15 protein-coding genes are annotated in these 14268 nt (G+C 65.3%); 1 reads left to right on the top strand and 14 read right to left on the bottom strand.

Annotation, left to right across the window (positions count from 1 at the left end; translation table 11 throughout):
• Positions 1-67 precede the first annotated feature (67 nt).
• The gene (locus tag CQ039_RS04940; protein WP_105563423.1) at positions 68-427 is read left to right on the top strand and encodes a 5-carboxymethyl-2-hydroxymuconate Delta-isomerase; all 360 of its coding nucleotides are present in this window, start codon (positions 68-70) and stop codon (positions 425-427) included.
• A gap of 188 nt (positions 428-615) precedes the next feature.
• On the opposite strand, the gene CQ039_RS04935 is transcribed toward CQ039_RS04940, so the two are convergent.
• From CQ039_RS04935 to nuoG, 14 genes are all read right to left on the bottom strand, one after another.
• Complete coding sequence (locus CQ039_RS04935; protein WP_105563424.1) at positions 616-954, bottom strand: DUF3088 family protein; 339 nt, start codon at positions 952-954, stop codon at positions 616-618.
• Complete coding sequence (locus tag CQ039_RS04930) at positions 954-2630, bottom strand: ribonuclease J (RefSeq protein WP_105563425.1); 1677 nt, start codon at positions 2628-2630, stop codon at positions 954-956. The genes CQ039_RS04935 and CQ039_RS04930 overlap by 1 nt, the downstream gene beginning before the upstream one ends.
• Before the next feature lie 6 nt (positions 2631-2636).
• Positions 2637-3443 (bottom strand): type III pantothenate kinase, encoded by an 807-nt coding sequence (locus CQ039_RS04925; RefSeq protein ID WP_105563426.1) that lies wholly within the window; start codon positions 3441-3443, stop codon positions 2637-2639.
• Positions 3440-4186 (bottom strand): biotin--[acetyl-CoA-carboxylase] ligase, encoded by a 747-nt coding sequence (locus tag CQ039_RS04920; RefSeq protein WP_105563427.1) that lies wholly within the window; start codon positions 4184-4186, stop codon positions 3440-3442. Before CQ039_RS04920 ends, CQ039_RS04925 begins: the two co-directional genes overlap by 4 nt.
• Positions 4187-4192: 6 nt before the next feature.
• Positions 4193-5635: an NADH-quinone oxidoreductase subunit NuoN gene (gene nuoN, locus CQ039_RS04915; RefSeq protein ID WP_105563428.1), complete on the bottom strand. Its 1443-nt coding sequence runs from the start codon at positions 5633-5635 to the stop codon at positions 4193-4195.
• A gap of 7 nt (positions 5636-5642) precedes the next feature.
• Complete coding sequence (locus tag CQ039_RS04910; protein ID WP_105563429.1) at positions 5643-7130, bottom strand: NADH-quinone oxidoreductase subunit M; 1488 nt, start codon at positions 7128-7130, stop codon at positions 5643-5645.
• A gap of 5 nt (positions 7131-7135) precedes the next feature.
• On the bottom strand, positions 7136-9199 hold the full coding sequence (gene nuoL, locus CQ039_RS04905; protein WP_199183564.1) for an NADH-quinone oxidoreductase subunit L: 2064 nt from the start codon (positions 9197-9199) through the stop codon (positions 7136-7138).
• 13 nt (positions 9200-9212) lie between these two features.
• Positions 9213-9521, bottom strand: a complete 309-nt coding sequence (gene nuoK, locus CQ039_RS04900) for an NADH-quinone oxidoreductase subunit NuoK (protein WP_105563431.1) — start codon at positions 9519-9521, stop codon at positions 9213-9215.
• Positions 9521-10147 carry an NADH-quinone oxidoreductase subunit J gene (locus CQ039_RS04895; protein ID WP_105563432.1) on the bottom strand — a complete coding sequence of 209 codons (627 nt, stop codon included), beginning with the start codon at positions 10145-10147 and terminating at the stop codon, positions 9521-9523. Before CQ039_RS04895 ends, nuoK begins: the two co-directional genes overlap by 1 nt.
• 63 nt (positions 10148-10210) lie before the next feature.
• The gene (nuoI, locus tag CQ039_RS04890) at positions 10211-10702 is read right to left on the bottom strand and encodes an NADH-quinone oxidoreductase subunit NuoI (RefSeq protein ID WP_003170180.1); all 492 of its coding nucleotides are present in this window, start codon (positions 10700-10702) and stop codon (positions 10211-10213) included.
• Entirely contained in the window at positions 10702-10914 is a 213-nt protein-coding gene (locus CQ039_RS04885; RefSeq protein ID WP_105563433.1) for a hypothetical protein, read from the bottom strand. Before CQ039_RS04885 ends, nuoI begins: the two co-directional genes overlap by 1 nt.
• A complete protein-coding gene (locus tag CQ039_RS04880; RefSeq protein WP_105563434.1) occupies positions 10911-11138 on the bottom strand; it encodes a hypothetical protein in 228 nt (75 codons plus the stop codon). The genes CQ039_RS04885 and CQ039_RS04880 overlap by 4 nt, the downstream gene beginning before the upstream one ends.
• A complete protein-coding gene (gene nuoH, locus CQ039_RS04875) occupies positions 11138-12214 on the bottom strand; it encodes an NADH-quinone oxidoreductase subunit NuoH (RefSeq protein WP_105563435.1) in 1077 nt (358 codons plus the stop codon). The genes CQ039_RS04880 and nuoH overlap by 1 nt, the downstream gene beginning before the upstream one ends.
• A gap of 3 nt (positions 12215-12217) precedes the next feature.
• The gene (nuoG, locus tag CQ039_RS04870) at positions 12218-14263 is read right to left on the bottom strand and encodes an NADH-quinone oxidoreductase subunit NuoG (RefSeq protein WP_105563436.1); all 2046 of its coding nucleotides are present in this window, start codon (positions 14261-14263) and stop codon (positions 12218-12220) included.
• Between the last annotated feature and the right edge of the window lie 5 nt (positions 14264-14268).

Genomic DNA, 14268 nt, shown 5'->3' with positions numbered 1-14268 from the left:
GTGCGCCCTTTTCATTCCGTCCGCGTCGTCAGCGGGCTAAGGAAGGGCGCGAAACAAGGACGCCCTCATGCCACAGATCACCCTGGAACACTCCCCCCATTTCGACGGGACAGATTGGCGCGCCCTGGCGCTGGAGATCCATCAACTGTGCGTGGACGTAGTCGGCGCCACGACGAAAGCGTGCAAGACTCGCATCGTGCGCTGCGACGACCTGATCATCGCCGACGGCGACCCGACCCAAGCCATGGTCCATTGCGACCTGCGCATCCTGACCGGGCGCACACAAGAGCAGAAGACGGCCCTGGGCGAGGCGGTTCAGGCGGCCCTGCTGGCGGGAGTGAAGCCCTATGCCGGCCCGGCGCAGATCTCGGTCGAGATTGGTGCGCTGGACAAGGACAATTATCGCAAGGTCACGCTGGGCGGGTGATGCCTAACAAATAGCCCTCCCCCTCGAGGGGGGAGGGTTGGGTGGGGGTGAAGTCGCTGCCTTTGCCGGTTCGACGCAGGAGACGCAGACGGTCTAGCCTCAAACGCTACGCCTTCGACCTCGGCGCACACACCCCTATCCCCGGCCCTTCCCCCTCGAGGGGGAAGGAAGTTCGTATGATTTTCCGCCTACGGGTGCGGGCGGCCGATGCCGTAGCGGGCCGCCCAGTAGGGCAGAATGTCGTCGTCCTGCAGGAAGCGGGCGCCCGTCTCCTCGCTGACCTGGGCGTCGGGCCAGTCGAACTCGCCGTCCAGCACCAGCAGGGGGCAGCTCTGGTTGGCCTCCCCCACCTCGGCCACCACGGCCGCGCGCGGGCGGGGGTGGTCCAGGTGCGTGACCTGGACCTGCTCGCGCAGACGCGGATAGAGGCCCAGTACGCCCTCGATGCGAGCGCCGGGCGGGCAGTACCAGGGCCCGCCTTGATCGTCGAACCAGTCGGCGTTCAGCAGATACAGCCGGTCCGTCATTAGAGGCGCAGGATGACGGTTTCGACGATGGGACGGCGATCCCAGATCTGCTGGCTGGCCTTCTTCAGCACGCGGCTGACGGCCTGTTCGACCACCAGCTCATCGTCCAGAGCCTCGCCCTTCAACTTGCGAACCGCCTGTTCGGCGCGCTCGGCCAGATCGTCGAGGATGTCGCCCAGCGGACGGTCCTCATCGCCCGGCAAGCCGATGCCGCGCACGTCGATGTCGCTGACGATCTTGCCGCGCTTGTCCATAGCGAAGCTGACGACCAGCACGCCGTTGGAGGCGGCGTGACGGCGCTCGCGCAGGGCCTCGCCCGCCTCTTCGACCAGCATCCCGCCATCGACGAACAGACGGCCCGAGGGCACTTCGTCGATGATGGCCGCGGGTCCAGGGGCCAGACGCACCATGTCGCCATTGCGCGGCGTCACGGTTTCCGGGACCTGCATGTCCTTGGCCAGGTTGGCGTGTTCCATGAGGTGACGGCGCATGCCGTGGGTCGGCACCGCGATCTGCGGACGGGCCCAGCTGTACATCTCGCGCAGTTCGTCACGGCACGGGTGGCCCGAGACGTGGATGCCCGGATGGTCCTTCTCGGTGTAGAGGCGCACGCCCCGGTCGGCCATCTTGTCCTGCAGGCGGCCGATCGACAGCTCGTTGCCCGGAATGACGCGCGACGAGAAGATGCAGTGGTCGCCCTTGCCCAGCTTGATGAAGGGGTGGGTGCCTTCGGCCACGCGCGACAGGGCCGCGCGGACCTCGCCCTGGCTGCCGGTGCACAGATACAGGATCTCGTCGGCGGGCCAGACGCGGGCCTCCTGCTCACTCAGGAAGGGTTTGACGTCGCTCAGCATCCCGACCGACTTGGCGGCGGCGCTGATGCGGTGCATCGAACGACCGGCCAGGGCCACGCGGCGGCCAGCAGCCTCGGCGGCGCGGATGACGCTGTCCATGCGCGCGACGTTGGAGGCAAAGCAGCCCACGGCGACGCGGCCCTTCAGGTCCTTGATCAGGTCGGCCATAGCCACCTTCACGTCGCCTTCGGAACCGGCCACGCCGTCCACGAAGACGTTGGTGCTGTCGCAGACCATGGCCAGCACGCCTTCGTCGCCGAGGCGCTTGATCGTCTCGACGTCGGTGCGCTCGCCCACGACCGGATCATTGTCGATCTTCCAGTCGCCGGTGTGCAGGACGGTGCCCAGCGGGGTCTTGATGGCCAGACCGTTCGGCTCGGCGATCGAGTGGGTGATGGTGACGAAGGTCACGTCGAACGGACCCAGGTTCAGGTCGCCGCCCAACGGAATTTCGTTCAGCTCGACCTGATCCAGAAGATTGGCGTCGCGCAGCTTCTCGCGGATCAGATAGGCGGTGAAGGGCGTCGCATAGAGCGGCGCCTGCAGGCGCGGCCACAGCCAGCCCAGGGCGCCGATGTGGTCTTCGTGGGCGTGCGTCAGCACGATACCCAGGATGTTCTCGCCTTCCAGGAAGGACGGATCGGGCACGATCACGTCCACGCCGGGCGTGGACGGGTCGCCGAAGGTCACGCCGACGTCGACCAGAATCCACTTGCGGTCGTGCGCCGGGCCGAAGCCATAGGCGTTGAGGTTCATGCCGATCTCGTTCGAGCCGCCCAGCGGCAGGAAGACGAGTTCATCGTTTTGAGTTTTCTTTGTCATGCGTCCCTAGAGGTGGGTATTCCGCCGCCAGATTTCGAGTAGGCCGCGGATAGTCAGGTCCGGATCGAACCGGTCGATTGATTGTGTGGAGCCCTCAAACAGCGAGGCGACGCCGCCGGTGCCGACGACCGTCATGGGCTTGCCCCACTCGGTCTTGATGCGGTCCACCAGGCCTTCGATCAGGGCGATATAGCCCCAGAAGACGCCCGATTGCATGGAGGTGACGGTGTCGCGCCCGATGACGACATCGGGGCGTTGAATGGCGATACGAGGCAGCTTGGCCGCCGCTTCGTGCAGGGCCTGCAGCGACAGGTTGATGCCCGGGGCGATCAGCCCGCCCTCGAAAGCCCCCTGCCCCCGCTCGGCGCCGCCGGACACCACGTCAAAGGTCGTGGCCGTGCCGCTGTCGATCAGCAGCAGGTCGCCCTCATACATTTGAAGGGCACCGATGGCGTTGACCAGTCGGTCGGCCCCGGCCTCGCTGGGCTTGGGAATGCGCACTTCGATGCCGAGGTTGACGTTCTCGCCAATCACAAGAGGTTCAACCGCGATATAGCGGCGCGCCAGGTTGCGCAGGTTGAAGATCGACTGCGGCACCACGCTGGAGATGATGCAGCCGTCCAGGTCCTTCATGGTCAGGCCGCTGCCCAGCTTCTGGCCGCGCATCTCGAACAGCTGGTGCAGCCAGACGGCGTATTCGTCCGCCGTGCGCATCGCGTCGGTGGCCGTGCGCCACTGGGCGATCCATTCTGTGCCGTCGTGGACGGCGAACAGGGTGTTGGTGTTGCCTTGCTCGATCGCCAGCAGCATCAGGCGGCCTCTCCGAAAAAGACGTCGCCAGCGGAGATCACCCGCAGCGATCCGTCCAGCAGTTTCAGGCGCAGGGAGCCGTCGGCCTCGACCCCGTCGGCTGTGCCGGTCAGGGTCTCGTTGGTCAGCCGCGCCGTGCAGGGGCCGTGCAGACCAGGGGTCCGCGCGATCCAGGCGTCGAGAATGGGCTGGAAGCCCAGGGTGGTCCAGCGGTCCAGCCAGACGCCGAAGGTCTCGGCCAGGGCCTTAGCCGCCTCATCGACGGTCGGGGCCAAGGCGATCCCCTGCCCCAGATGCTCGGCGATGCAGGTGGCGGGTCGCTCGGTGTCGCCCGGCGTCTGGCTCAGATTCACGCCGATGCCGACCGCCAGCCACAGGCCGCCTGTCGGCGCAGGCCCCGACTCGATCAGGATGCCCGAGGTCTTGCGACCGTCCAGCAACACGTCATTGGGCCATTTGATCCTGACCAGAGCCGGCGGGACATAGCGATCCAGCAAGTCCGCCACGGCCAGGGAGGCGGCAAAGGTCAACTGCGCCGCCTCAGCGGGGGATTTTCGCGTCAGCAGCAGCAGGCTGGAGAAGAGATTGCCGCCCTCGCTCTCCCACTTGCGACCGCGACGGCCGCGACCGGCGCTCTGGCGCCGCGCCGTGATCCACAGCGGCCCGACCTCACCCGCCTCGGCGCGGCGTCGCGCCTCGGCGTTGGTGGAGTCAGTTTCGTCGAGGATCAGGACCGGGGCGGCCAAGCGCCCTTACCCGACGCCGACGCCCGAGGCGGCAGCGCGGGTCAGCGGCTCCAGCCAGGTCAGGGCGACGATCACCAGCGGGAAGCAGAAGGCGGCGGCCGCGAGGGCGACCCACTTGGCTTCCAGCGGCGACTTGTCGGTCGTCACGTCGAACTCCGGCGTATCGAACCACATCACCTTGATGATGCGCAGGTAGTAGAAGCCGGCCACGACCGAGGCGACCAGACCGGCAGCGCCGGCCATCCAGTAGCCCGCGTCGGCAGCGGCACCGAAGACGAAGAACTTGCCCCAGAAGCCCGACATGGGCGGGATGCCGACCGCCGATAGCGACAGGATGGTCAGGGCCACCGCCGTCAGCGGACGATCCTTCTTCAGACCGGCCAGGTCGGCGATCTTGCGGATCGGACGCCCATTGCGGCTCAGCGACAGCAGGACAGCGAAGAAGCCGAACTGGTCCATGACATAGAGGGTCATGAACATCAGCGTGGCCTGAACGCCCGCCTCGGTGCCCGCCGCCACGCCCAGCAGGGCGTAGCCGATGTTGATGATCGAGGAATAGGCCAGCAGGCGCTGGATGTCCTTTTGCATCAGACCGCCGAACGAGCCGACAGCGAAGCTGATCAGCGAGATCAGGATGATGACCTGGGCCCACTGACCGTGCGCCACGCCGAAGCCTTCGACTAGGACGCGGATGATCAGCACCATGGCCGCGATCTTGGGCGCCGTGGCGAACAGGGCCACGACCGGGGTCGGGGCGCCCTCATAGACGTCGGGCGTCCACATGTGGAACGGTGCGGCCGAAACCTTGAACGCCAGACCGCAGATCAGGAAGACCAGACCGAAGATCAGGCCCGGGCCCGGGTTGGCGGTGGCGAAGGCGGCGATGTCGACGAAGCGCATCGAACCGGCGAAGCCGTAGATCAGGCTGGCGCCGTAGAGCAGCAGGCCCGACGACAGGGCGCCCAGGACGAAATACTTCAGGCCGGCTTCCGAGGCCTTCAGATTGTCGCGGTGATAGGCGGCCAGGACGTAGAGGGCCAGCGAGTGCATCTCGATGCCGATGTAGAGCGAGATCAGGTCGCCTGACGAGGCCATCATCGACATGCCGACCGAGGCCAGCACGATCAGGACGGGGTATTCGAACTTGGCGATGCCGTTGCGGTGGATCCAGCCGTCACCCAGGACGATGGCGACCGCTGCCGACAGGAAGATGGCGACCTTGCCATAGACGGCCAGAGGATCGGCCACATAGGCGCCGTTGAAGGCCGTGCCCAGCGGACCGACCGCAGCTAGCACCGAGGCGGCGGCCAGCAGCAGGATCGACAGGCCCGAAATCAGGCGCGTCGACTTCTCGCCGGTGAAGGCGCCGAGCATGAGCAGCACCAACCCGCCGACCGCAAGGGTCAGCTCCGGGGCGGCGAGTTGAAGGGCGGAAGACAGATCAGTCATTATGCTCTCACCCGCCGATGGCTGCGCGATAGGCGGTCGTCAGGGCCTCAACGGTCGGCCCGGTGTAGTCGAGGACGGCGTTGGGATAGAGGCCCAGCCAGATGGTGCCGACGATCAGCGGCACGAAGATCAGCAGCTCGCGCTTGTCGATATCCGTGATGGTCTGCAGCGCCGGGTTCTTGATCTCGCCGTACATGACGTTGCGGAACAGCGTCAGGGCGTAAACCGCCGAGAAGATGACGCCCGAGGCCGCGATCAGGGCCGTCCAGGTCGAGACCTGATAGGCGCCGGTCATGGTCAGCACTTCGCCGATGAAGCCCGAGGTGCCCGGCAGGCCGACGTTGGCCATGGTGAACATCAGGAAGATGGCCGCATACCAGGGCATGCGCGCCGTCAGGCCGCCGTAGAAGGCGATCTCGCGGGTGTGCATCCGGTCATAGACCACGCCGACGCAGAGGAAGAGTGCGCCCGAGATCAGGCCGTGGCTCAGCATCTGGAAGACCGCGCCCTGAACGCCGGTGTCATTGCCGGCGAAGATGCCCATGGTCACGAAGCCCATGTGGGCGACCGACGAATAGGCGATCAGCTTCTTGATGTCCGTCTGACGGAAGGCGACCAGCGAGGTGTAGACCACGGCGATCACCGACAGGGTGAAGACCAGGGGCGTGAACATCTGCGACGCCTGCGGGAACATCGGCAGGTTGAACAGGATGAAGCCGTAGCCGCCCAGCTTCAGCAGGATGCCGGCCAGGATGACCGAACCGGCCGTCGGGGCCTGAACGTGGGCGTCGGGCAGCCAGGTGTGGACCGGCCACATCGGCATCTTGACCGCGAACGAGGCGAAGAAGGCCAGCCACAGGATCGGCTGAACGGCCGGGTCGAAGGCGTACTTCTTCAGCTCGGGGATGCTGGTGGTGCCCGTCTCATGGGCCATCCACAGCATGGCCAGCAGCATCAGCACCGACCCCAGCAGGGTGTAGAGGAAGAACTTGTACGAGGCGTAGATCCGGTTCGCCCCGCCCCAGATGCCGATGATCAGGAACATCGGCACCAGAGTGCCTTCGAAGAAGATGTAGAAGAGGAACAGGTCCAGCGACGTGAAGACGCCGATGACCAGGGTCTCCAGCACCAGGAAGGCGATCATGTATTCGACGACGCGCGTCTCGATCGATTTCCAGCTGGCGATGATGCAGATCGGCATCAGGAAGGCGGTCAGCAGGACGAACAGGATCGAGATCCCGTCCACGCCAAGGTGATAACCGGCACCGGCGAACCAGGCGTAGTTTTCAACGAACTGATAGGCCGGGTTCGACGGATCGAACTGGGCCACCAGCAGGACGGACACGGCCAACACCACGAGCGTGGTGCCCAGGGCGATCCAGCGCGCGGCCGGCGCCGCGGCGTCCTGGCCGCCCTTGTTCAGCATGCCGGCAAGAAGCAGCAGGCCGGCGCCGACCAGCGGCAGGAAGGTGACGATGCTCAGAATGTGAGGCACGAGGCTCAGGCTCCCCACGTGAAGATGGCGAAGGCAAGGAACGCAGCCACGCCGATCAGCATCACGAATGCATAGAAGTAGACGAAACCGGACTGGAAGCGGGACAGCCACCCAGCCGACTTCAGCGAAGCCCAGGCCGCACCATTGGGGCCCAGACCGTCGATGATCTTCACGTCGCCGATCTTCCAGAAGAAGTCGCCGAGGGCCTTCGTGCCCTTAACGAAGACGGCGTCATACAGCTCATCGAAGAACCACTTGTTGTAGAGGAAGGACCACAGCGGGCCCTTGCGGTCGGCCCACTGCTTGGCGACGCCTTCCTTGAGGACATAGATCCAGAAGGCGGCGAAGGTGCCCAGCAGGGTCACGACCAGCGGCGCCCACTTCACCCAGGTCGGGACGTTGTGGCTCTCGTGCAGGACGTGGTTGTTGCTGCCGACGAAGATGGCGCCGCGCCAGAACTCGGCCTCGTGGTGGCCGATGAAGTGCGGGGCGAAGATCATGCCCGCGAACATGGCGCCGATCGACAGCACCAGCAGCGGCAGGACCATGGGCAGCGGGCTCTCATGCGGCGACAGCGGGCCATGATGGTGGTCGTCGTGCGCATGATCGTCATGGGCGTGGTCGTCGTGACCGTGCGCGTCATGAGCATGGGCGTCCGCATGGTGAGCGCCCTCCTCTTCCTTCCACTTGGCGGTGCCGTGGAAGGTCATGAAGACCAGGCGCCACGAGTAGTAGGCCGTCAGCAGGGCCGCAGAGATGCCGATAACGAAGGCGAACATGCCTGCCGCCGAATGGCCGCTCGTCGCCGCTGCATAGGCGCTCTCGAGGATAGAGTCCTTGGAATAGAAGCCAGCGAAGCCGCCGACGCCGGGCAGACCCAGGCCGGTGATGGCGATCGTGCCGATCATCATGACCGCATAGGTGATGGGCAGCAGCTTCCACAGGCCGCCCATGTTCCGCATGTCCTGCTCGTGGTGCATGCCGTGGATCACCGAACCGGCGCCCAGGAACAGCAGGGCCTTGAAGAAGGCGTGCGTGAACAGGTGGAACATGGCGGGCTGATAGGCGCCGACGCCAGCAGCGAAGAACATGTACCCCAGCTGCGAGCAGGTCGAATAGGCGATCACGCGCTTGATGTCGTTCTGCATCATGCCGACGGTCGCGGCGAAGATGGCCGTGATCCCGCCGATGATGGCGATGAACAGCGAGGCGACGGGCGCGTGCTCATAGAGCGGCGACAGCAGGCAGACCATATAGACGCCGGCGGTGACCATGGTCGCCGCGTGGATCAGGGCCGACACAGGCGTCGGGCCTTCCATGGCGTCCGGCAGCCAGGTGTGCAGGAAGAACTGGGCCGACTTGCCCATGGCGCCGATGAACAGCAGCAGACCGGCCAGATCCAAGGCGGACCAGGTGTGGCCCAGGAAGTCCCAACCCGTGCCGGCCTTGCCGGCGATCTGCGGGAACAGTTCGGCGAACTGGATCGTGCCGAACATCCAGAAGATGGTCATCATGCCCAGCAGGAAGCCGAAGTCGCCGACGCGGTTGACCACGAAGGCCTTGATGGCGGCGGCCGAGGCGGTGTCCTTCTTGTACCAGAAGCCGATCAGCAGATAGGACGCCAGACCCACGCCTTCCCAGCCGAAGAACATCTGCAGGAAGTCGGCGGCCGTCACCAGCGCCAGCATCATGAAGGTGAACAGCGACAGGTAGGCGAAGAAGCGAGGACGGCTGTCGTCCTCGGCCATGTAGCCCCAGGAATAGAGGTGAACCAGCGACGACACCGTCGTCACCACGATCAGCATGGTGGCCGACATGGCATCCACGCGGATCGACCAGTTCGACTGGAAGTCGCCAACGTGGATGAAGGGCGCGATGTGGACGGTGAAGGCTTCGAGCCCGCCCCAGGTCCACTGGCTGAACACGATCCACGAGACCGCGCACGAGAAGAACAGCAGGCCGGTCGTGACCGACTGCGAGGCGATGTTCCCGATCCTGCGACCGAAGAAGCCAGCGATCATCGCCCCCAGAAGGGGGGCGAAGACGCCGAGAGTGACGAGAGTCTGGATAGTCACGTTCCGATCAGCCCTTCATCACGGAGGCGTCGTCAACCGCGATATCGCCGCGGTTACGGAAGAAGGTCACGAGGATCGCCAGGCCGACGGCGGCTTCAGCCGCAGCGACGGTCAGGACGAACATGGCCATCAGCTGACCCGACACGTCATTGAGATAGGTCGAGAAGGCGACGAAGTTGATGTTCACCGCGAGCAGGATCAGCTCGACCGACATCAGGATGATGATGACGTTCTTGCGGTTCACGAAGATGCCGAACACGCCGATGGTGAACAGCATGGCGGCGACCGCCAGATAGTGCTGGAGCGAGATGTCCATCACAGAAGCTCCTCGGGGGTGACGCCCTGGCCGGTGGCGACCGACTTGACCTCGACGGCCTTGGCGCGTTCGCGGTTGGCCTGTGCGGCCAGGTCCTGGCGACGCACGCCGGGGCGGTGACGCAGGGTCAGGACGATGGCGCCGATCATGGCGATCAGCAGCACAATGCCCGCAGCCTGGAAGAAATAGACGTAGTCCGTGTAGAGCACGCGGCCGATGGTCTCGATGTTGCTGGCGTCAGCGCCCGCAACGACGGGGGCGATGGCTGCCTTGGCCGCGCCGCCCTGGACCACGGTGATCGACACCATGATCATCTCAGCCAGCAGCACGCCGGCGACGATCCCCGCCAGCGGCAGGTAGCGGGCGTAGCCTTCGCGGAGGCGGACGAAATCGACGTCCAGCATCATGACTACGAACAGGAACAGCACCGCGACGGCGCCGACGTAGACGACCACCAGCAGCATCGCCAGGAACTCTGCGCCCAGCAGGACGAACAGGCCGGCGGCCGAGAAGAAGCTGAGGATCAGCCACAGGACGGAGTGCACGGGATTGCGCGCGGTCACGACCAGAAGGCCTGAGACCACGGCGACCGTCGCCAGAAGATAAAACGCTATGCCTTGCAGCATGGGTGGGACAAAGCCCCCTTCAAAATCTTGCGCTGCGATCCCATGGCGGAATCGCGGCTCGGTTTAGCGATACGGAGCGTCGAGTTCCAGATTCTTCGCGATCAGCCGTTCCCAGCGGTCGCCATTGTCCAGCAGTCGGGCCTTGTCATAGAGCAGTTCTTCGCGCGTCTCGGTGGCGAACTCGCTGTTCGGTCCCTCGACGATGGCGTCCACCGGGCAGGCCTCCTGGCACAGGCCGCAGTAGATGCATTTGACCATGTCGATGTCGTAGCGGGTCGTGCGGCGGCTGCCGTCGGCGCGCGGTTCGGCCTCGATGGTGATGGCCTGGGCGGGGCAGATGGCTTCGCACAGCTTGCAGGCGATGCAGCGTTCTTCGCCGTTCGGATAGCGGCGCAGCGCGTGTTCGCCACGGAAGCGCGGCGACTGCGGGTTGCGCTCGAACGGATAGTTCACGGTGGCCTTGGGCTTGGCCATGTATTTCAGCGACAGGCCGACGGCGCCGAACACGTCGGTCAGCATCGCGCCCTTGGCCGCCTGAACGATACGGGTCAGCATTACGATTTCACTCCGGCGCACTCGCGTTGATAGCGCGCGCTTTCCTTGTCGAGGGTTCCGCAGACACGAAGGCGTTCGGCTTCCTGCCGCTGCACCTGCTCCACCTTGCGTTCCCATTGATAGACCGAGACCGGATCGGCCTCATACGGCGCACAGGCCGACGCCAGCAAGGGCGCGGCCAGGGCGATCATCATCACGACGGCCTGTTTCATCCGCCCACCTGCCGCTTGCAATCGTCGCGGTCGAAACGCGGATCATCGCGCGACAGACGCTGACAATAGGCGCGCTTGTCGCCTTCCTCGCGCCGTTCGCGTTCCACCCGCTCCAGACGAGCACCTGCGCTTTCGGGCGCAGCCGGCTCCATCGGCTTGAAGGTGCAGGCCGACAGGCCGGCGGCGAGGGCCAGCGCAAGCAGTGATGTGGCGCGAACGCCCATCACGCGCCCACCGCGAAGACACGCCAGGCCGCCACGACCACCACAGCCACCAGCGAGGCCGGCAGGAAGATCTTCCAGCCCAGACGCATCAGCTGGTCGTAGCGGTAGCGAGGCACAAAGGCCTTCACCAGGGCGATCATGAAGAACCAGAAGACGATCTTGGTCGCCAGGACCAGGAAGTAGAACAGGTTGGCCAGGAAGGTCGGCCAGCTGTCCAGGAAGTCGGTCGGGAAACCCGGGTTCCAGCCGCCGCAGAACAGCAGGCTGATCATGGCGCACATGAAGACGATGTTGGCGTACTCGCCGATCATGAACAGCAGATAGGGGGTCGACGAATATTCGACCTGATAGCCGGCCACCAGTTCCGATTCCGCTTCAGGAAGGTCGAAGGGCGGGCGGTTGGTCTCGGCCAGGGCCGAGATGAAGAAGACGATCGTCATCGGGATCATGACCACGATGGTCGGCAGGGTCTCGAGGCCGCCGCCGAACATGTTCCAGTTCCAGATCCACCCGGTTTGCTGGGTGACGATCTCGGTCAGGTTCATCGTCCCGGCCAGCAGAATGACGTTGATGATAACCAGGCCCATCGAGACCTCATAGGACACCATCTGCGCCGCCGAACGCAGCGAACCCAGGAACGGATACTTCGAGTTCGAAGCCCAGCCGCCCATGATGATGCCGTAAACGCCCAGCGAGCTGATCGCGAGGATGTAGAGCACCCCGACGTTCAGGTCCGAGATGACCCAGCCCGGCGCAAACGGGATCACCGCCCAGGCGATGAAGGCCAGGATGAAGGTGATCAGCGGCGCGGCCAGGAAGACGACCTTGTCAGAGCCCGACGGGACGACGATTTCCTTGAGCACGAACTTGAAGAAGTCGGCGAAGGACTGCAGCAGGCCGAAGGGGCCGACCACGTTGGGGCCTTTCCGCAGCTGAACGCCGGCCCAGATCTTGCGGTCCGCCAGCAGCAGGAAGGCGAGCGAGATCAAGATCCCGACCGTGACGATCAGGATGCCGCCGATGGTGGCGAGGGTCCAGCCGATGGGGGTGGCCCAGAAGGAGGTCGCAGCGTCCATGATTTACTCCGCCGCCAGTACGACCGGGGCAGTCCGCTCAGCGGACAGCTCGGCCATGGTTTCGCTGGCGCGCGCGATCGGGTTGGTCAGGTAGGGATCGACGATGGTCGAGACGAAGGCGACGTCGCCCAGGTCGCCCTTGGCGCCTAGAGCCGCCACGTCGAACGACTGAGCCGGCGCCAGATAATCGATGCGGCCAAAGGTCGGATGGTCGCCCATCAGCTTGGCGCGCAGTTGCTCCAGCGTGTCGAACGGCAGCTTGTGACCCACGCGTTCCGACAGGGCGCGGATGACGGCCCAGTCTTCCTTCGCCTCGCCCTTCGGGAAGACGACGCGCTCGGCCATCTGCACCCGGCCCTCGGTGTTCACATAGAGGCCCGACTTCTCAGTATAGGCGGCGCCCGGCAGGATGACGTCGGCGCCGTGCGCGCCGCGGTCGCCGTGCGAACCCAGATAGACACGGAAGGCGTCCGAGCCCGAAGCGTTCACTTCGTCCGCCCCCAGCAGGAACAGAACGTCCAGCGCGCCCGGCTTCAGCATGCCGGCCACGTCCAGACCGCCCTCGGCAGGGACGAAGCCCATGTCCAGACCGCCGACGCGGGCGGCGGCGGTGTGCAGGACGTTGAAGCCGTTCCAGCCGTCCTTGACCACGCCGACCTTCTTGGCCAGCGCGCCCAGGGCGTTCAGCACGGCCGCGCCGGTGTCGCCGATCAGGGCGCCCGCGCCGACGATGATCGCCGGGCGTTCAGCCTTGGTCAGGAAGTCGACGGCCGCCTTGGGCAGCTTGCCGACCGTTTTCGAGCCAGCGCCGAGATAGTTGTAGTCATAGGTCAGGTCGACCTGTTCGCCGATGACGCCGATCTCGGCGACGCCCTTCAGCCAGACCTTGCGGATGCGGGCGTTGAGCAACGGCGCTTCGGTGCGCGGATTGGCGCCGACGATCAGGATGGCGTCAGCGTTTTCAATACCTTGCAGGCCGGAGTTGAACAGCCAGCCCTCGCGAGCCCCCTGCCCGATCGCGGCGCCGTCCTGGCGGCAGTCGGTGTTGGCCGAGCCCAGGGCGCGGAACAGGTCCAGCGTCGCCTTCATCGACTCGGCGTCCTGCAGGTCGCCAGCGATGACGCCGATGCGGTCAGCCGAGGCCGACTTCAGCTTGGCGGCGACAGCGTTCAGGGCCTCGTCCCACGAGGCGGCGCGCAGCTTGCCGTTTTCGCGCACGAAGGGGCGATCCAGACGCTGGCGGGCCAGACCGTCAACGGCGTAACGGCTCTTGTCCGACAGCCACTCTTCGTTGATGCCCTCATTCACGCGCGGCAGCACGCGCATGACCTCGGCCCCGCGCGCATCGGCGCGGATGTTCGAGCCCAGGGCGTCCATGACGTCGACGGTCTCGGTCTTCTTCAGCTCCCACGGACGATAGTGGTACTGCCAGGGACGGTGCGTCAGCGCGCCCACCGGGCACAGGTCGTTGACGTTGCCCGACAGCTCGCTGTCGATATTCTTTTCCAGATAGGTCGTGATCTCGGCGCTTTCGCCGCGCGAGATCATGCCGATGTCCGGCACGCCGGCCACTTCGGTGATGAAGCGAACGCAACGCGTGCACTGGATGCAGCGCGTCATGAACGTCTTGACCGTCGGGCCCATGTTCTTTTCTTCGACCGCGCGCTTGTTCTCGCCGTAGCGCGAACCGTCACGGCCGTAGCCGACGGCCTGGTCCTGCAGGTCGCACTCGCCGCCCTGATCGCAGATCGGGCAATCCAACGGGTGGTTGATGAGCAGGAACTCCATCACCCCTTCGCGGGCCTTCTTGACCATCGGCGTGTCGGTGAAGATCTCCTGACCTTCGGCAGCCGGAAGCGCGCACGAAGCTTGCGGCTTCGGCGGTCCGGGCTTCACTTCAACCAGGCACATCCGGCAGTTGCCGGCGATGGACAGACGCTCGTGGTAGCAGAAACGCGGGATCTCCTGGCCTGCCAGTTCTGCGACCTGCAGAACCGTCATGCCGGGCTCGAACTCGGTTTCGACGCCGTTGACCTTGGCGATAGGCATTACGA

The sequence above is a fragment of the Brevundimonas sp. MYb52 genome (genome assembly GCF_002979535.1).
Lineage (GTDB): Bacteria > Pseudomonadota > Alphaproteobacteria > Caulobacterales > Caulobacteraceae > Brevundimonas.
This window is presented reverse-complemented; position numbering and strand designations above follow the sequence as displayed.

Excerpts from the sequence above, each read along its gene's own strand:
- nuoH (WP_105563435.1), bottom strand. The coding sequence starts at position 12,214 with ATGGACGCTGCGACCTCCTTCTGGGCCACCCCCATCGGCTGGACCCTC.
- CQ039_RS04895 (WP_105563432.1), bottom strand. The coding sequence starts at position 10,147 with ATGCTGCAAGGCATAGCGTTTTATCTTCTGGCGACGGTCGCCGTGGTC.
- nuoN (WP_105563428.1), bottom strand. The coding sequence starts at position 5,635 with ATGACTGATCTGTCTTCCGCCCTTCAACTCGCCGCCCCGGAGCTGACC.
- CQ039_RS04935 (WP_105563424.1), bottom strand. The coding sequence starts at position 954 with ATGACGGACCGGCTGTATCTGCTGAACGCCGACTGGTTCGACGATCAA.
- nuoI (WP_003170180.1), bottom strand. The coding sequence starts at position 10,702 with ATGCTGACCCGTATCGTTCAGGCGGCCAAGGGCGCGATGCTGACCGAC.
- nuoK (WP_105563431.1), bottom strand. The coding sequence starts at position 9,521 with ATGGACATCTCGCTCCAGCACTATCTGGCGGTCGCCGCCATGCTGTTC.
- nuoG (WP_105563436.1), bottom strand. The coding sequence starts at position 14,263 with ATGCCTATCGCCAAGGTCAACGGCGTCGAAACCGAGTTCGAGCCCGGC.
- CQ039_RS04930 (WP_105563425.1), bottom strand. The coding sequence starts at position 2,630 with ATGACAAAGAAAACTCAAAACGATGAACTCGTCTTCCTGCCGCTGGGC.
- CQ039_RS04880 (WP_105563434.1), bottom strand. The coding sequence starts at position 11,138 with ATGGGCGTTCGCGCCACATCACTGCTTGCGCTGGCCCTCGCCGCCGGC.
- CQ039_RS04885 (WP_105563433.1), bottom strand. The coding sequence starts at position 10,914 with ATGAAACAGGCCGTCGTGATGATGATCGCCCTGGCCGCGCCCTTGCTG.
- CQ039_RS04940 (WP_105563423.1), top strand. The coding sequence starts at position 68 with ATGCCACAGATCACCCTGGAACACTCCCCCCATTTCGACGGGACAGAT.